Origin of the sequence: Dichotomicrobium thermohalophilum, assembly GCF_003550175.1 — a bacterium.
Taxonomy (GTDB): Bacteria; Pseudomonadota; Alphaproteobacteria; order Rhizobiales; family Rhodomicrobiaceae; genus Dichotomicrobium; species Dichotomicrobium thermohalophilum.
In genome coordinates this window covers 2,077,115-2,095,037 of record NZ_QXDF01000001.1, presented here as the reverse complement: position 1 = coordinate 2,095,037, position 17,923 = coordinate 2,077,115, and the positions used below count along the sequence as shown (strand labels likewise).

At 65.7% G+C, this 17,923-nt stretch carries 20 protein-coding genes; 12 read left to right on the top strand and 8 right to left on the bottom strand.

Annotation, left to right across the window (positions count from 1 at the left end; translation table 11 throughout):
* Positions 1-8: 8 nt before the first annotated feature.
* From BXY53_RS09755 to BXY53_RS09745, 4 genes are all read right to left on the bottom strand, one after another.
* Positions 9-956 carry a sulfurtransferase gene (locus tag BXY53_RS09755; RefSeq protein ID WP_119061622.1) on the bottom strand — a complete coding sequence of 316 codons (948 nt, stop codon included), beginning with the start codon at positions 954-956 and terminating at the stop codon, positions 9-11.
* 213 nt (positions 957-1,169) lie between these two features.
* Entirely contained in the window at positions 1,170-1,847 is a 678-nt protein-coding gene (locus tag BXY53_RS09750; protein WP_147361543.1) for a DUF6969 family protein, read from the bottom strand.
* Positions 1,848-1,892: 45 nt separating this feature from the next.
* Positions 1,893-2,387 (bottom strand): hypothetical protein, encoded by a 495-nt coding sequence (locus BXY53_RS14020; protein WP_147361542.1) that lies wholly within the window; start codon positions 2,385-2,387, stop codon positions 1,893-1,895.
* Entirely contained in the window at positions 2,380-3,648 is a 1,269-nt protein-coding gene (locus BXY53_RS09745; protein ID WP_170144396.1) for a YeeE/YedE family protein, read from the bottom strand. The genes BXY53_RS14020 and BXY53_RS09745 overlap by 8 nt, the downstream gene beginning before the upstream one ends.
* Positions 3,649-4,009: 361 nt before the next feature.
* Here BXY53_RS09745 and BXY53_RS09740 point away from each other — a divergent pair, with 361 nt between their 5' ends.
* Genes BXY53_RS09740 through BXY53_RS09715 form a run of 6 tightly spaced genes read left to right on the top strand, consistent with a single transcriptional unit; the run spans position 4,010 to position 10,345 of the window.
* Positions 4,010-4,912: a dihydrodipicolinate synthase family protein gene (locus BXY53_RS09740; RefSeq protein ID WP_119061619.1), complete on the top strand. Its 903-nt coding sequence runs from the start codon at positions 4,010-4,012 to the stop codon at positions 4,910-4,912.
* Between the two features lie 11 nt (positions 4,913-4,923).
* On the top strand, positions 4,924-6,174 hold the full coding sequence (locus BXY53_RS09735) for an NAD(P)/FAD-dependent oxidoreductase (protein ID WP_119061618.1): 1,251 nt from the start codon (positions 4,924-4,926) through the stop codon (positions 6,172-6,174).
* Between the two features lies 1 nt (position 6,175).
* Complete coding sequence (locus BXY53_RS09730; RefSeq protein ID WP_119061617.1) at positions 6,176-7,177, top strand: 4-hydroxyproline epimerase; 1,002 nt, start codon at positions 6,176-6,178, stop codon at positions 7,175-7,177.
* Between the two features lie 8 nt (positions 7,178-7,185).
* On the top strand, positions 7,186-8,289 hold the full coding sequence (locus BXY53_RS09725; RefSeq protein WP_119061616.1) for a cis-3-hydroxy-L-proline dehydratase: 1,104 nt from the start codon (positions 7,186-7,188) through the stop codon (positions 8,287-8,289).
* On the top strand, positions 8,289-9,335 hold the full coding sequence (locus tag BXY53_RS09720; RefSeq protein ID WP_119061615.1) for a trans-3-hydroxy-L-proline dehydratase: 1,047 nt from the start codon (positions 8,289-8,291) through the stop codon (positions 9,333-9,335). Before BXY53_RS09725 ends, BXY53_RS09720 begins: the two co-directional genes overlap by 1 nt.
* On the top strand, positions 9,332-10,345 hold the full coding sequence (locus BXY53_RS09715) for an Ldh family oxidoreductase (protein ID WP_119061614.1): 1,014 nt from the start codon (positions 9,332-9,334) through the stop codon (positions 10,343-10,345). Before BXY53_RS09720 ends, BXY53_RS09715 begins: the two co-directional genes overlap by 4 nt.
* A gap of 3 nt (positions 10,346-10,348) precedes the next feature.
* Here BXY53_RS09715 and BXY53_RS09710 read toward each other — a convergent pair whose 3' ends face one another.
* Together BXY53_RS09710 and BXY53_RS09705 are read right to left on the bottom strand one after the other, a co-directional pair.
* Positions 10,349-11,110 (bottom strand): ADP-ribosylglycohydrolase family protein, encoded by a 762-nt coding sequence (locus BXY53_RS09710; RefSeq protein ID WP_119061613.1) that lies wholly within the window; start codon positions 11,108-11,110, stop codon positions 10,349-10,351.
* A 2-nt stretch (positions 11,111-11,112) separates the two neighbouring features.
* A complete protein-coding gene (locus BXY53_RS09705; protein WP_119061612.1) occupies positions 11,113-11,403 on the bottom strand; it encodes a hypothetical protein in 291 nt (96 codons plus the stop codon).
* A 131-nt stretch (positions 11,404-11,534) separates the two neighbouring features.
* Here BXY53_RS09705 and BXY53_RS09700 point away from each other — a divergent pair, with 131 nt between their 5' ends.
* Positions 11,535-13,583 (top strand): trypsin-like peptidase domain-containing protein, encoded by a 2,049-nt coding sequence (locus BXY53_RS09700; RefSeq protein ID WP_119061611.1) that lies wholly within the window; start codon positions 11,535-11,537, stop codon positions 13,581-13,583.
* 4 nt (positions 13,584-13,587) lie between these two features.
* Here the strand turns inward: BXY53_RS09700 and BXY53_RS09695 are convergent, their stop codons facing one another.
* The gene (locus tag BXY53_RS09695; protein ID WP_170144395.1) at positions 13,588-14,856 is read right to left on the bottom strand and encodes a S8 family peptidase; all 1,269 of its coding nucleotides are present in this window, start codon (positions 14,854-14,856) and stop codon (positions 13,588-13,590) included.
* Between the two features lie 64 nt (positions 14,857-14,920).
* On the bottom strand, positions 14,921-15,346 hold the full coding sequence (locus BXY53_RS14130) for a DUF488 family protein, N3 subclade (RefSeq protein WP_170144394.1): 426 nt from the start codon (positions 15,344-15,346) through the stop codon (positions 14,921-14,923).
* Between the two features lie 180 nt (positions 15,347-15,526).
* Between BXY53_RS14130 and BXY53_RS09690 the strand changes: the two genes are divergently transcribed.
* From BXY53_RS09690 to BXY53_RS09670, 5 genes are all read left to right on the top strand, one after another.
* The gene (locus BXY53_RS09690; RefSeq protein ID WP_119061609.1) at positions 15,527-15,706 is read left to right on the top strand and encodes a DUF1328 domain-containing protein; all 180 of its coding nucleotides are present in this window, start codon (positions 15,527-15,529) and stop codon (positions 15,704-15,706) included.
* Between the two features lie 129 nt (positions 15,707-15,835).
* Positions 15,836-15,982, top strand: coding sequence for a DUF3096 domain-containing protein (locus BXY53_RS09685; protein WP_119061608.1), 147 nt, complete (start codon positions 15,836-15,838; stop codon positions 15,980-15,982).
* Positions 15,983-16,149: 167 nt separating this feature from the next.
* On the top strand, positions 16,150-16,689 hold the full coding sequence (locus BXY53_RS09680) for a PRC-barrel domain-containing protein (RefSeq protein ID WP_170144393.1): 540 nt from the start codon (positions 16,150-16,152) through the stop codon (positions 16,687-16,689).
* A 38-nt stretch (positions 16,690-16,727) separates the two neighbouring features.
* Positions 16,728-16,928 (top strand): CsbD family protein, encoded by a 201-nt coding sequence (locus tag BXY53_RS09675; protein ID WP_119061606.1) that lies wholly within the window; start codon positions 16,728-16,730, stop codon positions 16,926-16,928.
* A 119-nt stretch (positions 16,929-17,047) separates the two neighbouring features.
* Positions 17,048-17,914: a DUF305 domain-containing protein gene (locus BXY53_RS09670; RefSeq protein ID WP_119061605.1), complete on the top strand. Its 867-nt coding sequence runs from the start codon at positions 17,048-17,050 to the stop codon at positions 17,912-17,914.
* Positions 17,915-17,923: the final 9 nt, after the last annotated feature.

Here is a 17,923-nt window from a genome sequence, read left to right as displayed (position 1 = left end):
GCGTGAGTTTACTGCAGTGAGACCTTCTGCTCCATCGGCAGGTCTGTCTTGCTCCACTCGATCATCGAACCGTCATAGAGCTTGGCGTTTTGGTTGCCGAGGATTTCGGAACTCACGAACCACCCGAGCGAAGCCCAGTGGCCCGAATTGCAGAAATTGATGACGTCGCCAGAGGTTGGCGCGCCGGCCGCTTCGTAAAGCTTGGTCATTTGGGCCTTCGGACGCATCACGCCGCCGTCGTTAATCGTCAGCCAGGTTTCGGGCACGCTTAACGCGCCGGGGATCGTTCCGGGCCGCGCAACGGGACCGGGCTTGGTGACGCCGAGATGCTGGTGCGTCGGCCGGTGATCGATCAGGGGTGTCCCAGCTTCAAGCGCCGCCTGAACGTCTTCCTTCGTCGCGAGCAGTTCGGGACGCATAGTGACCTCGAAAGTCGTGGGCTCACGCTGCACCACGCCGCTTTCCAGCGGATTGACCGGCCGCTTGGTCTTCTCGTCGCGCTCGGCCACCCAGGCCGCCAGCCCGCCATTGAGGATCGAGACCTTGTCATGTCCGGCGATCTTGAAGGTCCAGTAGACGCGGGTCGCTGCGCCCATCTCGAGACTGTTGGCCCCGCGCGACACGACGACAACATGCGAATCGTTGTCGATGCCGAGCCCGCCGATGAGTTTGGCGAGATGGTCCGCACCCGGTAGCATGCCGCGGATGCCGTTCTTGTCCTTTACCCGCCAGCCGTCTTTGACATAGTCAGAGTGAATGGCGCCTGGAATGTGCGCGCGGGCATAGCTTTCCTTCGACGATCCGCTGACCGCGCTGCGGATGTCGAGGACGACGACTTCAGGGTTGTCGAGGTTGGCCTTCAGCCAATCGACACTGACGAGCGGCTGGCTCGCCAGCGCGGCGCTCGACATGGCCGCGACAAACGTGCCGACAACGATACCCAAAAGCGACTTCATGGCTGTTTCCTCCCTTGCATGTCGCTTCGCTTGAAGCGTTGGCGGACGAAACGCGCGGGCTCGCGTGGCTCCGAAGGCAACCAGAAAAAGCCTGTAAGCGAGTGCTCCGTTTCGTCGCTTCCGTATGGCCGGGCCGGCGCAGTTCACGCCAGATCCTGTCTCCCGACCGCCTCGTGTCCACCCGATCGCTCGGTGCGGATCTCTGGAACGCTGTCAATCTCCTTCGAGTGCGAGGGCCGCGCGAAGCTCCTCCATAAGGTCGATTTCGCGCTGGGACAGCAAATAGAGCGTCCTATCGGCGCGCGCCTCTTCTTCGCTCTGCTCGGTGCGCGCGCGGTGAGCCGCCAGGGTGGCGTCGCGTTCAGCCAGCAGCTCTGGAAAGGCCGGCGCGCCGAAACGCAGCATCGCCGAGAGCCAGCGTGCCGCCGGCGGCGCGTCTTCCGGTTCGACCGGCGGCACACAGGCCGCGAGTTCTTCGCCGGGGCGCCAGGCTTCGCCCGTAACCCAGTGATTGGTCGTGAACCATTTGAGCGGCTGGCCGTTGCCATCCACCGCAAGGCCGATGACATGCGCATAGCCGAAATTTGCGTCCGGCCGGGCAAAGACGTGGAAGTGGCCATGCATCCGGCTGTCAGGGGCGCCTGGCATGTCGTGGGCGTGGTAATAAGCGCGCCAAAGGCCGCCGCCAAAGACCAGGTCGCCCTCCGGATAATGCTTGTTCGCAACGAAAGGCGTATCGCCAAGGATGGCCAGAACGGCGTTGGTATTCTGCACGGCGAAGCTCTGGAGGCAGGCCACAAGGTCCATTGCCGCCCGGTGCTGCCCCTGGGACGGTGTCGGGGATGGGTTGTCCGTCGCCGTATCGGAGGCTGCTGCTTGATTGTGCCGCATCGGCCGTCCTTCTTTCAGCGTCTGCGCGCGGCCTGTCCCGGCCCGCTACAAGCCGCATGGCGAGCCGCCCAGTCCGCAGGGCGAGGCATTGTCGGAAAAGGCATCGTCACCGCCGAGGCCGCAAGGTGTACCGCCGAGGCCGCAAGGCGACTCGCTCAGACCGCAGGGGCTGCCCCCGAGGCCGCAGGGTGTTCCGCCAGCTGTCAGGCCGCACGGGCTGGCGCCAAGCCCGCAAGGTGTCCCGCCCAGGCCGCAGGGTGTGCCGCCGGCCGTCAACCCGCAGGGCGTTCCGCCAAGTCCGCAGGGTGTGCCGCCAGCGCCCAGGCCGCATGGCGTCCCGCCAGCCGCCGTCAATCCGCAGGGACTCGCCCCTCCTCCGAGCCCGCAGGGCGTGGCGTCCGTGGCCGCGACACTGCCGCTTTGCGCGCCTGCTTCCTGCGCCGGCTCCGGGAGCTTGTGGCTGGTGTGATCGATGATAACCCCGAGCGTTGCCGCGGTGAGCACCGAGCCCATCACCAGGCTGTTGGAGAGCTTATCCATTCTTCTTCTCCATCGGGCCGTCCAGTCCGAACCAGATGCGGGCATAGACGCCGATCCAGCTTCCGGTGAACCCGGCGAGCAGCCAGAGCCAACCATGCATGCTGCCCGTCGCCGTGCCGGCCAGCAGTCCGCCGATGTTGCAGCCGAAGGCCAGACGGGCGCCATAACCGAGCAATAGCCCGCCGATCACCGCGAGCACCAGCGCGTTCAGCTTGATGGGTTGGCTCGCCGCGAAGCGACCAGAAATTGCCGCGGCCAGCAGCGCGCCGAGGATCACGCCAAAATCCATCACCGAGGTGGTGTCTTCCAGCACGCTGCGCTGCAGTGCCAACGCGGGATAGCCGCTAGACCAGTAGGTCCAGTTTGCGACGTCGAAGCCGAGGGCCGCGGCGATCTTGGTGCCCCAAAGCCCCAGCGCGAACGTAATCGACCACGGATGACCCGCGATGAGCAGCGTCAGCAGGCTGAAGATCGCAATGCCGATGACCCCCCACAAAAGTGGCCAGGGGCCAAAGATTAGGCGGTCGATGAACGGCATCTGGGGGCCGTCCTCAGCGCGAATGTCCAGCACGTCGCCACAACGTCGCGCCTCTATGCGCCGGACCCACAGATAGAGCGCTGCGATCACAGCGAGCTGCACCCCCAGCGCAGTGGGCCAGCCAACGGCGTTGACTGTCGAGACCGGTCCCATGTTCGGCAGTTCCAGCCAGGCGGGCAGGTGTAAAGAGCCGATCGTCGCGCCGACGATGAAGAAGATCAGGGTGATGACCATCTTCACGTTGCCGCTCCCGGCGGTGAACAGCGTTCCGGACCCGCAGCCGCCACCGAGCTGCATGCCAAAACCGAAGATCAACGCCCCGACCAATACCGAAAGGCTGACCGGGCCCAAGGCCGCGCTCGCCTGAATGTCGGGAAACGCTGCACCGACGATGGGAAAAAACGCGATCGACAGCCCGGCGAGCAGCAGGAGGTGCGAGCGGACCGCGTCGCTGCGGCCCAGGCGGATGAAGCGCCGCCAGCCGCCTGTGCAGCCAATCAGCGAGCGGAACAGCGACACGCCCAAACCCGCGCCGACGAGAAACAGGATCGCTTTCTGTGTGGAGACTTCGTGTTGAAGGATCAGGCTGATGACCAGAAGACCCAGAACCGCCAGAAGACCGAAGGCCTTGTCGGTGCCGCTGATGCGGAGGGTGGTCTCCGCTGAGGATCCGATGCTGGCACTTCCAGTTTCTTGCTGCTTTGCGATATCTTGCGCGACCACGCCGTCATATCCCCATTTTGACAGCGCTACGGCGATGGCGTGTCAGTGCCGCAATCGCCGCAACGGACATCCGTCCCGTTTCCAACCCGCCGGTTAAGGCCGGACCAGAAGCCCTACCTTTCCGCCTTCGCCCGGCTGCCGCCCGCGGCTTGGTAGCGAAAAGAGCATCCAGTATATCGCGAGATGTAGTCCAGCGCGACCCTTTCATCCCGCATCTCGCGAAAAAGTGTCAGGTCCACATGACAGCATGGGGCGGGCGGTTGCACGCCTCTCCCTCGGCAGGAGAGGCTTTCCGGGGCATGGACGTCTGGGCTAAGTCTCCAGAATTCGCTAGAACCGCGCCGAGAAGGGGAGAACCGAGATGGATGTGAACTGGCAAGGCGTCATGCCTGCGCTGATGACCGAGATGAAGCCCGACGGGGCGCTCGATCTAGACGCGACGGCGCGGCACATCGCGCAGTGTATCGAGGCGGGCTGCGAAGGCTTCGTGATGCTTGGCACGCTGGGCGAGAACAACTCGCTGACGCTGGACGAGAAGGCCGCCGTCGTCAAAGCCGCCGTCAAAGCCGCGCAGGGGCGCGTGCCGGTCCTCGCGGGCGTTGCGGAATACACGACCGCCTTCGCCATTGACGCCGCCAGGCGCATGAAGGACGCCGGCGCCGACGGGCTGATGGTGCTCCCCTGCATGGTTTACGAGCAGGACGCGCGCGAGGCGATCACGCATTTCCGCGCCGTGGCGCGCGCGACCGACCTGCCCATCATGATCTACAACAACCGGGTGTCCTACAAGGTCGATCTTAGCCCGGAAGACTTCGCCGACCTCGCCAGCGAGGCCAACATCGTCGCGGTCAAGGAATCCAGCCATGACAGCCGGCGCATGACCGACATGATCAACCGCCTCGGCGACCGCTACAAACTGTTCTGCGGCGTGGATGATCTGGCGCTGGAGAACATCCTGTTCGGCGCGGTCGGCTGGGTGGCCGGAATGGCCAACTGCTTCCCGCATGAATCGGTGCGGCTGTTCAAGCTGGCCGAGGCCGGCAAGCTCGACGAAGCGCTGGCGCTTTACCGCTGGTTCATGCCGCTGCTGCACCTCGACACGGATGTGAAGCTCGTGCAGTACATAAAGCTTGCGAACCAGATGACAGGCTACGGCAGCGAGTATGTCCGCCCGCCGCGCCTGACGCTGATTGGCGAGGAGCGCGCCAGGGTCGAGGCGATCGTGCGCCGCGCGATCGAAACGCGTCCGCAGCTCGCCGCGTGAGCCGGGAGACGATGGCGGCGCAGACCGAGCACGATGTCATCATCGTGGGCGCGGGCATCATTGGCCTTGCCACCGCGCAGAAGCTGCAGGAGGGCGGCCGGCGCGTCACGCTGATCGACCGCAAGGGCATCGCGCGCGAGACCAGCGAGCGCAACGCCGGCGGGCTCGCGTTCTCCGACATCATGCCGCTGGCAACCGCCGGGATGCTGAGCAAGGTGCCGCGCTGGCTGCTCGACCCGCTCGGGCCGCTGACGATCCCCGCAGGTTATTTCCCGCGAATCTTCCCGTGGCTGCTGCGATTCTGGCGCGCGGGCTGGCCGGACAGAGTCGAGGCGAGCATCAGAGCGCAGGCCGCGCTGATGCATCTGGCGCGGGACGAGATGGCCACGACGGTGTCGGCCTGTGGCCTCGAGCATATGGTCAATTCGGACGGCTCGCTTGAGCTTTACGAGAGCGAAGCCGCGTTCAAGGCCGCGCTTCCCGGCTGGCGCCGGCGGGAGGCGGCGGGCATCCCCTTCGAGCATGTGCGCGGGTCGCGGCTGGCCGAGTTGCAGCCCGGCTTGTCCTCGCGTTTCGTGGCGGGGACGTTCGTCCCGTCCTGGCAATCGGTGGCCGATCCCTATGAATTCGCGAAGGCAATCGCGGACGACGTGCTGGAGCGCGGTGGCGGTTTCATCGAAGCAAACGTCACACAGGTAAGGCCCGCCGAGGGAGGGGTGACAGTCGATCTGACGGACGGCCGCCAGCTTACCGGAAACCGCGCGGTTATCGCCGCCGGAGCGTGGTCTAAGCCGCTCGCCGCGCGCCTGGGCGACCACATCCCGCTGGAGACCGAGCGCGGCTATAACACGACGCTGCCGCCCGATGCGTTCGACTTGAGGACGTTTCTCGTGTTCGGCGAGCATGGCTTCGTGATCTCGCGGCTGTCCTCAGGTATCCGGGTTGGCGGCGCTGTCGAACTCGGCGGGCTGACGCGCAAACCAAACTATGCCCGCGCGGACGCGATGCTGAAGAAGGCCGCCGACTTCCTGCCCGGCCTCAAGACCGAAGGCGGCACGCAATGGATGGGCTTCCGCCCGTCATTGCCCGACACATTGCCCGCCATTGGATTTTCCCGCGCATCCCGGGATATCATCTACGCATTCGGGCACGGGCATCTGGGCCTGACGCAGTCGGCGGCGACAGGCCGGCTCATCCGCGACCTGATAACCGGCGCACAGCCGCCGATCGACCTTGCGCCCTTCAGCCCGCAGAGGTTTTGACATGGCACGGCACACCTTCTCCTGCATCGACGGCCACACCTGCGGCAATCCGGTCCGGCTCGTCGCGGGCGGTGGGCCGCTGCTTGATGGCGACACGATGCTGGAGCGCCGCGCGCATTTCCTCAGCCAGTACGACTGGATCAGGACCGGGCTGATGTTTGAGCCGCGCGGGCATGACATGATGTCCGGCGCGATCCTCTACCCGCCGACGCGCGAGGACTGCGATATCGGCATCCTGTTCATCGAGACGTCGGGGTGTCTCTACATGTGCGGGCACGGCACGATCGGCACCGTGACCATGGCGCTGGAGAATGGGCTGATCCAGCCGAAGACGCCGGGAGAAGTGCGGCTCGACACGCCCGCCGGGCTGGTCGTGGCAACTTACACGCAGGACGGGCCGTGGGTGGAGGAGGTGCGCATCACCAACGTACCGTCGTTCCTTTACACGGAAGGGCTGGAGGCCGAGGTGCCCGAACTGGGCGCGTTGACCGTTGATGTGGCCTTTGGGGGAAATTTCTATGCGATCGTCGAGCCGCAGGCGGCGTTCTCCGACATCGCCGAGGTCAGTGCCGCCGACCTGATCCGCTGGAGCCCGGTGTTGCGCGAACGGCTCAACGCGGCGCACGAGTTCATCCACCCCGAGAACCCCGACATCCGCGGCCTGACTCACGTGCTATGGACCGGCGCGCCAACGGTGGAAGGCGCGACCGCGCGCAACGCCGTCTTCTATGGCGACCGCGCCATCGACCGCTCGCCCTGCGGCACCGGCACCTCGGCGCGCATGGCGCAATGGGCCGCGCATGGCAAGCTCCAGCCCGGCGACGACTTCGTGCATGAGAGCATCATCGGCTCGCTGTTCCACGGGCGGGTGGAGGCGGCGACGACCGTCGGCGGGCGCGACGCCATCATCCCGTCCATCGGCGGCTGGGCGCGCCAGACCGGCTTCAACACCATTTTCATCGATGACCGCGACCCGTTCGCCCACGGCTTTCAGGTGATTTAGAGGGATCAATGAAAATCACCGGCATCAAGGCATGGCAGGTCGACCTGCCGCTGAAGGAAGGGCGCTACGCCTGGTCGGACGGACATTCCGTCGAGATCTTCGACTCCACGGTCGTCGCTGTCGAAACGGATGCCGGCATCACCGGATATGCCGAATGCTGCCCGCTCGGCGCGACCTATCTACCGGCCTATGCGCGTGGCGTGCGCGCCGGGCTGGCGGAAATCGCGCCGCGCCTGATCGGGCTGGACCCCACCAACCTGGGTGCGATCAACCGGGCGATGGACCGCGCGCTCGGCGGCCACCCTTACGTGAAGGCGCCGATCGACGTGGCCTGCTGGGACATCCTCGGCAAGCAGGCCGCGATGCCGGTCTATCAACTCCTGGGTGGTGCAGCGCAGGGTAAGGTCGCGCTTTACCGCGCGATCTCGCAGGACGCGCCGGAAGCGATGGCCCGCAGCGTCACGGACTATCGCGCCGAAGGCTATCGCAAGTTCCAGCTCAAGGTCGGCGGCGACGCCGACGCGGATATCGACCGCATCCGCGCCTGCCGCGCAATCCTTGAGCCGGGCGATGTGCTGGTGGCGGACGCCAACACCGGTTGGACTCGCGCGGAGGCCGCGCGCGTGGTCGCGGCGGTCGCTGATCTCGACGTTTATATCGAGCAGCCCTGCCGGTCCTACGAAGAGTGCCTGTCGATCCGGCGGCGCACCGCGCGCCCCTTCGTGCTGGACGAGGTGATCACCGGCCCTGACATGCTCGTGCGCGGGCTTGCGGACGATGCGATGGACATCATCAACCTGAAGATTTCCAAGGTCGGCGGGCTGACCCGCGCGAAGCTGATGCGCGACCTGTGCGTGGAAAGCGGCATCGCCATGACGATCGAGGACACCTGGGGCGGGGATATCGTGACCGCCGCGATCGCCCATCTGGCGCGCTCGACGCCGGCCGCGTTCTGCTTCTCGGCAACGGATTTCAACAGCTACGGCACGCGCGACATCGCCGAAGGCGCGCCGAAGCGGGTCGAGGGGTGCATGACCGCGCCGGATGCACCGGGCCTGGGTATCGAACCGCTCGTCGAGAGTTTCGGTCCGCCGGTTTTGGACGTCTCGTGATGCGCAGCACGAAAGCCATTCAGATCGTCGGCTGCCATGCCGAAGGCGAGGTCGGGGACGTGATCGTCGGCGGGGTCGCGCCGCCGCCGGGCAAAACGCTGTGGGAACAGTCCCGTCACATCGCCTCGGACCAGCGCCTGCGCCGCCTCGTGCTCAATGAGCCGCGCGGCGGAGTCTTCCGGCATATCAACCTGCTGGTCCCGCCGAAGGATAAGCGCGCGCAAATGGGCTTCATCATCATGGAGCCGGAGGACACCCCGCCGATGTCCGGTTCCAATACCATCTGCGTGGCGACGGTGCTGCTCGATACCGGGATCATTCCCATGACCGAGCCGGAAACGCGGCTGGTGCTGGAGGCGCCGGCCGGGCTGGTCGAGGTCACCGCGCAGTGCCGCGCCGGCAAGGCCGAGCGGATCACGCTGCGTAACGTGCCGAGCTTTGCGGACAAGCTGGGCGCGGTCATCGAGGTGGAAGGTATCGGCACGCTCACCGTCGACACCGCCTATGGCGGCGACAGCTTCGTCATCGCGGACGCCGCCGCGCTTGGCTTCGCACTGACACCGGATGAGGCGCGCGATCTTGCGGAAGCGGGCGTGAAGATCACGCGCGCGGCGAATGAACAGCTCGACTTCGTGCATCCGGCCAATCCGGGCTGGGATCACATCTCCTTCTGCCAGATCGCCGGGCCGCTGACGCGCACGGACGACGCGCTGACCGGCGCGAACGCCGTCGTCATCCAGCCGGGCAAGATCGACCGCTCGCCGACCGGCACGGGCTGTTCCGCGCGCATGGCCGTGCTGCACGCGCGGGGCGAGATGGCCGTTGGCGCGAGATACGTCGCGCGCTCGATCATCGGCTCGGAATTCCAGTGCCGCATCGCTGCCGAGACCGCCGTTGCTGACATGCCGGCTATTACCCCGGAAATCTCCGGCCGCGGCTGGATCACCAGAACGAGCACCGAGATGCTTGATCCTGATGACCCTTTCCCCGAAGGCTACAAGCTCTCCGACACCTGGCCCGCCAATAATTCGCCGAGGACACCATGAGCGAACAGATCCATGTCAGCTTCGATGAATTGCGGGATGCGCTGCGCCGCGTCTTCGCCGCGCATGGCTGCAGCGATCATGTTGCCGGGCTGATCGCTGAAAACATGGCGATCGCCGAGCGGGACGGCGCGGCGAGTCACGGCATCTTCCGCGTCGACGGCTACATCTCGACGCTGAAATCGGGCTGGGTTGACGGCAAGGCGGAGCCGGTGATCGACGATGTCGCGCCCGGCTTCATCCGCGCCGACGCCAGAAACGGCTTCACCCTCGCCGCGACCGACGCCGCGCGCCATCAGCTGATCGCCAAGGCGCGCGAGAACGGCGTCGCCATCCTCGCCATCCACAACTCTCAGCACTTCGGCGCGCTGTGGCCCGACATTGAACCCTTCGCGCGGGAAGGCTTTGTGGCGATGTCGATGGTCAACAGCATGGCCTGCGTCGTACCCTACGGCGGCTGCAAGCCGGTTTACGGCACCAACCCGCTCGCCTTCGCCGCACCGCGCGCGGGTGGCGATCCGGTGGTCTTTGATCAGGCATCCAGCGCGATGGCCAATGGCGATGTGCAGATCGCCGCGCGCGAGGGCGAAGCATTGCCGCCCGGCGCGGGTGTGGATGCCGGGGGCAACCCGACGACCGACCCCAAAGCGGTGCTGGACGGCGGCGCGCTCTTGCCCTTCGGCGGCCACAAGGGTTCGTCCATCGCCATGATGGTCGAGATCATGGGCGCGGCGCTGACGGGCGGGAAGTTCTCCTTCGAGGTGGATTGGAGCGAGCATCCCGGCGCAGTCATCCCGCATACCGGCCAGTTCATCCTGCTGATCGACCCCGGCCAGGGGGCGGCCCGGCCGTTCGCAGCGCGGGTGGAAGAGCTGATCGGGCGGCTGCGGGACGCTGGCGTGGAGCGCCTACCGGGGGAGCGGCGCTACGCGGCGCGGCGGCGGGCGGCGCAGCACGGTATACCGCTGGACGCCGAAGACTGGGCGCGGCTGCGTGAACGCGCCGGCATCTGAGCCTCACGCGCGGCCGATGCGCTGCTCAAAGCGGTCGAGAACCTGTCGCAGGTCGTCCGTCAGATGGTCCCGCGCCCGCGTCGCGATGCTCGGCGGAACGCCGTGAATCGCCTCGGCCACAGCACCGCAGATGCAGGCCACGGTGTCAGTATCCCCGCCGAGCATGATGACCGTGCGAACGGCGTCCTCCCAGCTCTCCCCCTCGAAAGCTGCGGCGAACGCGGGCGGCACCGTGCCGGCCGCGCTGGGCTCGAATCCGCCGGACAGCGCGTTGCGCGGTTCAAGGTCATAGCCATAGCTTTCGGTAAGCCAGTTTCGGACCGCCGCGATCGGCTCGCCCTTCCGCAAGGCGAAGATTGCGCGTGCGACCGCCTTTGAAGCGGCGATGGCGTCCGGGTGATCATGGCTGACGGCGGCTTGGGCTTCGGCCAGGCGATCGACCTCTTCGGCACTCCCGCTCAGCCAGCCGATCGAAGACACCCGCATCGGCGCACCGTTGCCAAAGCTGCCATAGGCCGGCGCGTCGTCCCTGTGTGCCCATTTGCGGAACATCCCGCCATAGCCACGGTTGGGATGCCGACGCACATACACGCGCAGCGTCTCCGCGAAGTCGGCATTCGTCATCACGGCGTCGGCCACGGCGACCGTGCAGACGGTGTCGTCGGTGAACCGGCAGGCCGGGTGGAACAGTTCGAAATCGTTTGGCGGCGACGGCTCGCCCTCGAAGCGCGACCCGATGATGTCGCCGGCGATCGCGCCGATCATTTTCAGCCTCCGGACTTGTCTCCGAGATAGCGTGAAAGCTCGCGCTCGAACTCGGGAAAGTACCGCGAGATCACGGAGACGTCGAAGCGCGCAAGGATCGACTCTTTCGGCTCGCGGTCGAGCAGAAACTGGAAGGCGGCCTCAATGATCTGATCGGGCGTGGTATCGCCTCGTGAGAGCCGCGCGAAGTCCTCACGCGCCATCGTCACGTGGTGCCGCGTTTCGCTCGCATCCTCCGCGACGGTCACGTCGAATGTGAGCGGGTCGTCGCTGAGCTGCTTTACGCTGATCATGCCTGTTCTCCTTCCTCGCCGCGTGACATGGCTATCAGGCGGCTTTTCGACAACGCCGGCTCGGCAGGCGGCGAAAAGTCTGGTTTATTGATCGACGATCCAATCCGAAACAAGCGAGCGCATTTAAGGCCATGCAAATTGTCAGATATTGCCTTGTCGTCTTTGTCGCCGCGGCTCTTCAGATCGCGCCGGTGCACGCCCTGCCGCCCGAGACGGTTCAGTCCGTCGTGTCGGTCCTTCCCGTCTGGCCGGATAAACCGCAGGGCGGGCCAGACGTTCCGCCCGGGACCGCGCCGGAAGGCAGTGGCATCGTGGTGGACGGCGACGCGAGCAGCGCGCTGATCGCCACCGCCTGGCACGTGATCAAGCCGGCCGAGCGCATTGATGTGCAACTGCGCGATGGGCGCATTGTCCCCGCCGAGGTCGTGGGCCATGACGCAGCCACGGACATTGCGTTGCTTCGCGTCGATGCCGACCTGGCCGCTTTTGAACCGGCACCGCGCCCGCAGCTCGGCCAGCGGGTCTGCGCCGTCGCCAACGCGTACGGGCTGGGGCTGTCGGTCAGTTGCGGCGTGGTCTCGGCGCTTGATGTCAGCGATGCGGGGTTCAACCCTGTCGAGGACTTCGTGCAGACAGATGCGGCGGCCAATCCGGGCAGTTCGGGCGGCGCGCTGGTTGACGAGGAGGGGCGGCTGGTCGGCATGATGGCCGCGATCTTCGCCGCGAAGTCCGACACGAACATCGGCATAAACTTTGCCATCTCCGCGCCCCTGCTGGAGCGCGTCGTCGAGGACCTGAGGGATGACGGCACGGTCGAGCGGGTGTCGCCGGGCTGGCGGCTGTCAAACCTGTCCCGCGAAGCGCAAGCAGAGGTCGCCGGCGTCCGCGTCGTCCAAGTTGCAGAGGACGGCGTGGCGTCAGGTGCAGGCGTTGAGCCCGGCGACATCATTCAGCGGATCGGTCCGCGCCGGATCCAGAGCGTGAAAGACGCGATCGCGGCGCTAGCGCTGGTCCGGCCCGGCGAGAAGACTCATGTGACGCTGCTGCGCGAGGGTGAGCGGCGGCAGGTCACGCTCTCATTCGGGGCGAGGGAAGCGCGGGCCGCAACAGAAGCGTCCGAATGCCCGCATCCCGAGCCGGTCTGCGCGGTGCGCGCGGCCGTGTTCCGCATCAAGAGCTTCGACCCGGAGGCGAGCGCGGTCCGTATCGCGCCCGATCTGCTGGTCACGAACCGCCACGTAGTTGGCGACCGCGCGGACGTGACGGTCTTCACGTCGGGCGGAGAGCTTAAAGGCCGTGTGGTTCCGTCCGCCTATCGCGGCGACCTGGCGCTCGTCCAGGTGAAGGGGCTACCGCGGGACGCCGCCGTGCTCGATATCGACGGAGAAAGGGCCACGGCGGATGCCTCGCGCTATTACGCGGTCGGCGCGGATGCGAACCGCGAGAAGGTTCGTGTCTTTGCGCCGGGCAAGCTCAATCTCGGCCCATCGGATGGTGCGCCTTTTGGACGGGTCCATGTCTCGGCGGCGATGCGCCCCGGCGTGAGCGGTGGCGCGCTGGTCGATGAAACCGGGAGGCTGGTCGGCATCGTCGTTGGCGGCGGCGAGGGCCGCAACGAGGCTATGCCGGTTCGCGAAGTTGTGGAGTTATTGGCATTGCGCGATGCTGCGGAGGCCGGAACGGTGCAGGCAGAACTCGGCGGCGCGCTGGTCCGCTGCGCGGCGGCGCTGGATGAGGCCGAGGAGGCCCCGCCGAATGCGTGGCTGAGCAAGGATACGCTCGCATCGATCCGTGAGGACTGCCGCGCTTCGGAGAATCCGGGCCAGTTCCTGCGGGCCGGGCGGTTGCTGGCCACGGCGGGCGAGAGGGACGCTGCGATTGCGTTCATGCAGGCGGCGGTCGATCGGGTGCCGCATTCGCTCAATGCCAGGATTTCGCTACTGGTGGCCCTGCAGTTGGCCGGGCGCTTCGAGCAGATGGTGGACCATGCGCGCTGGGTGATGGAGGTGCTGCCGGCCGATCCGCAGGCGCTGCGTTTTGCCATCCAGGCCGGCGTGTGGGGCGGGGACAACAGGCTGGCTGAAACGGCCTACGGCAAGCTGAAGCAAGTAGATCCGAGGCAGGCGGAGGCCGCGCGCCGGTTCATCGACAACGCGCCACCCGCGCCGCGGCCGCGGTGAGCGTTCATTCTGCGGGATCAGCAATCCAGCCGACGGCGACCACCTCGTCCTCGTACGGGGAGGGTTTCGCGCGGGCGAATATCCGGGCCTTCAGTTGATCCGTTGTCAGGTTGGGCGCCTCGGCGAGCAGCCGCGCGGCGAGTGCTGCCAGGCGCGGGACGGCATAGCTCGACCCGGACGCCGTGCCGCTGGCTCCGCGGAAATCCACGACCGGGACGTTTTCCGCGGGAAGCATGATATCGACGCTTTGCGGCCCCCAGTTGGAACCGCGCGCCAGCCGCCCGAACCCGTCGGATGAGGTGACGACGATCATGTTGTCGAGCGTGAGAACGCCGGGCCAGAGCGGATCGTCGTCGATATTCCGGCCGTTATTGCCTGCCGAGACGATGGCCAGCAGGCCGGGATGACCGCGCATCGCCTTGGCAAACGCGGTCCAGTCTTCCGGCTTGCGGCTGCCCAGCGGCATGGCGATGACGCGCGCGCCCGCCTGTGCGGCCCGTTCGAGCAGGGTGCGCATCCGGCTCATGTCCGGGCGCGGGTAGCGGAACGGGATCAGCGCTGCCGAGGGCGCCTCGCGCACGAGCACGGATGCAACGGCCGTGCCATGCCGGATCGGAAAGAAGACCCCGCGCGAGGTGTCCCCATCATAGGGCCAGGGATCCTGATCCCAGAAATCGTAGCCGAGCGGCTTGCCGTCGTCGCCCCGGGCAAGCCGGTCGCGGAAGAGCGGCAGATCGTAAGCGAGGCCGGAATCGACCAACGCGACGCGCGGCCCGCCGGGGTCGGTCCCGTCCGGCCAGGGCGCCTCCAGCGTCTCGGTCCATTTCACGGTCTCAAGGTCACTCGCGAGCTGTTCGAGCACAGTGTTCGCCGGCGCCTTTCGGACGATCCGCCGGCCGGCATGGAGTCGGCACCGGCCATCCGCCATCCCGAGAAGATGCGGGTGAAGCTCGCTGCCATTCTCCTTGTAGACGGCAGCCGTAAAGCGCCGGACCTGGCCGCGAAACCGGACCTGTCGCACCCTCAGTTCGCCGCCGCCGGGCAGGGCAAACCGTTGGGTCAGGCGCAGCATCTGCCGGCCCCGCTCCTCGCGCTGCTCGTCCAGAAACCAAGCGCCCCGCAGTGCCTGCTGCGCGGCGAGACCGGAGACCGGTTGCGGTCCGCACAGATGGTCCACGGCAAGGTGCACCCAGTCTCGCGGGCTGGCCGGTTCCTTTGACAGCGCCGGCGTACAGGCGGCAACCGTCAGAGCAATCATGAGGCCACGTATCATCTCCGGGTCTCTGCTTGATGCTTTCGTCTCTTGGCGAATGGGCGAGCGATGCCCTTCCGCAGAATTAACGGGTTGAACTGCTGACGCGCACCTCGGGCGGCAGTTTTGGATGCCTCCAACCGAAGCCCTCATCCTCAAGCCCGTATTCGTAGACCGCAAGACCGCACCGCTCGTAAAGCCAGACCGACACCAGCGCCCGGTGGCACCATGCTGGACCAGGCTGCGCTGGTTCGAAGCACAACAGCGCCGCGTCTCGGCCATCGGTCAGCCGCTCAAGGTCGCTCACGACATCCGCCGCGTCGCGCTGTGCGAGCATTCCAAAATAGCGCTTTTGGTAGGTGTCGTAGTCGACGGATCGAAACCATGGCCCCGGCGCCAGGGCGCGGTACATTTTGTATCCCTGCTGCCCGCGCGGCGTGCCCCGCGAAATCCCTATGCGGATGATGTCGTCGGGTAACGCGACGAACCAGGAGGACGTGACGATTCTCATATGGCGGCTGCCTTCCAGCTCTTTCCCGACACCAAGTTTCTACAGCACCCGGCGAGCAAGGTCCCCACCGCCGGTCTCAGAAGTCGCCTCATCGCTGCGAATACGGAACCAAGCTGTTGCTTCGCTTGTTTGACATCGGTCAGGGTCTTCCGACATGCGGCGCCGAAAAGGAGAGACCTGATGCTGAGCTGGATCATCCTTTTTCTCGTGCTTGCCATCGTCGCAGGCGTTCTCGGGTTTACCGGCATCGCCACGGCCTTCGCCACGATCGCGCAGATCCTGTTCTATATCTTTCTGATCTTCCTCGTGGTGGCGCTAGTCATGTACTTCGTTCGTGGCCGCGGCTCCCAACGCATGTAGCAGCCCCTCGTTCGGGCGCCGGAAAAGCGCGCGCGCATTGGTCAGTCACAGCCTATGCGATTCTTTAACTACATTCGTGCTTCTCTGCTGTCGGAAGCAGGAACGCGCGCGACCCCATAGGAGCCGGTGATGGGGCCTTACAACTCAAACCTGATCGAGCCGTTAGTCGCCTTGATCGCGGGGGTTCTGATCTTCGTGAGGCCGGCGCTGCTCAGCTATATCGTCGCCATCTACCTGATCGTGGTCGGCCTCGTTGGCCTCGGTGCGCGGTTCTAGCGACGGCAAGACCTAAAGAAACGTTTAAGATTAGCGCCTCAAAGCCGCCGGCCTTTCAACGATCGAGGGAACATTTGCCGGGGCCTATGCGCTTCTCCTTGGAAAAGCGTTCCGCCCGCCCGTGCGGCCGCGCTTGCGAGATTTTCGCGCCACCAAGGAGACCAGCAATGTTGAAAACCGTCCTTCTGAGCGCCGCGACCGCCTTCGCGATCGCCGCGCCGCAGGCGCAGGCACAGGACCAGCCGCCGCCAGACCAGGACAAGTTTATGACCACCCATACGCCCGATCAATGGTTGAGCACGGAGATCCTCGGTCGACAGGTGCAGAACCTCGCCGGCGAGGAGATGGGCGACATCGATTATCTGCTGATCGATGAATCCAACAGGGTCGTCGCAGCGGTGATTGGCGTCGGCGGCTTTCTCGGCATCGGGCGAAAGGTCGTGGCCATCCGGTTCGACGAAATCAAGCGGAGAAGAACTGACGATGGGGAAGTCGAACTGCTCGCCAACGTGACGGAGGAGGCGCTGGATGCCGCGTCCGAGTTCAGGAAGTCGCCCGCAACGCGCCGACGCGAAGAAGCCGAAGAGCCCGCAGGCCAGATGACGTCCTCTGAAACCCGAAAGAGGGCGGGCAAGGCCGAAGCCCGGAAGGAGGCGGAGCAAATGGGCGCGCAATCCGGCGAGACGGGTTCTGCCCAGGAACAGTGATCCGCCCCGCACCCGCCAACAAATTCAGGAGGTTCCCAATGAACTGGGATCAGGTGAAGGGAAACTGGCAGCAGATGAAAGGCCAAATCAAGGAGCAGTGGGGCGAACTCACCGACAGTGAACTGGACCAGATCGAAGGCAAGCGAGAGCAGCTCGTCGGCAAGATCCAGGAGCGCTACGGCGTCGCCCGCGAGAAAGCTGAGGAACAGATCGACAACTGGCTCTCAGAGATGCGTTGACCGCGGATCGCAAGTTTCCAGGCTGACCCCCAGGGACAACGGGCGGAGGATGACCCTCCGTCCGTTGCTCTTTCTGGTGACTCCCGTTCTTTTCAAGTTTCGATACCCGAGAATATTTGATGTCTTACACCCGCTTCGGACTGATGATCCTCACCTCCACGGTGGTGATGTTCATCCTCATGTACCTCAACACCTATGCCTGGGAGCACCTCTTCTTCTCCGAGACGCGCGTATACATGGCGATCCTGATGGGCGCCTCCATGGCGGTCATCATGCTCTCCTACATGCTCGGCATGTATCCCAACAGGGCGGTAAACGTGGCCATCTACATCGCCGCCCTGATCGTCTTTGCTGTGTCGCTATGGCTCGTGCGCAGCCAGGTCACCGTCTCCGGCGAGAGCTACATGCGCGCGATGATCCCGCACCATTCGATTGCCGTCATGACTTCCGAACGGGCGCAGATTCGCGACCCCCGTGTGCGGAAGCTGGCTGACGAAATCATTGAAGCTCAACGGCGGGAGATTGCTGAAATGCGCTATCTGATCGGCGAGGTGGACAAGGGCGATTTCGTGCAGACCATCCATGAGGACCCGCCGGCCAGGGTCGGCACGGTTCGGGACGCGCTTAACAATACCCTGATTTCCGCGCTCGACCCGGCTCCGCTCTCTGAGGCGCAAGCGGAAGAGGCACTGGAGGCCGCGCCCCGCTGCCGGTTCAATCGCAGCCCGGAGTCAGATCCTATCCTGTGGGCGGCGGGCGAGCGCGGGCCCGGCGTGATGCAACTCAACGGCGTGATCATCCCGCTGGAAGCCGCGGCAGGCGGGGATGCGGATACAAGTTGGCGGGCCGAAGGACTGACGACGGAGCTCCGCCCGCTCGGCGAAGAAGCCGACTGGCGCTCGGATTCGGAACTGATATTCGCGCTCGATCAGGGCCTGACCGTCGGCTACCGCGGGTTCTGGTCCTGTGCGGCTCCGGCAGGCTGACGCTGCCTC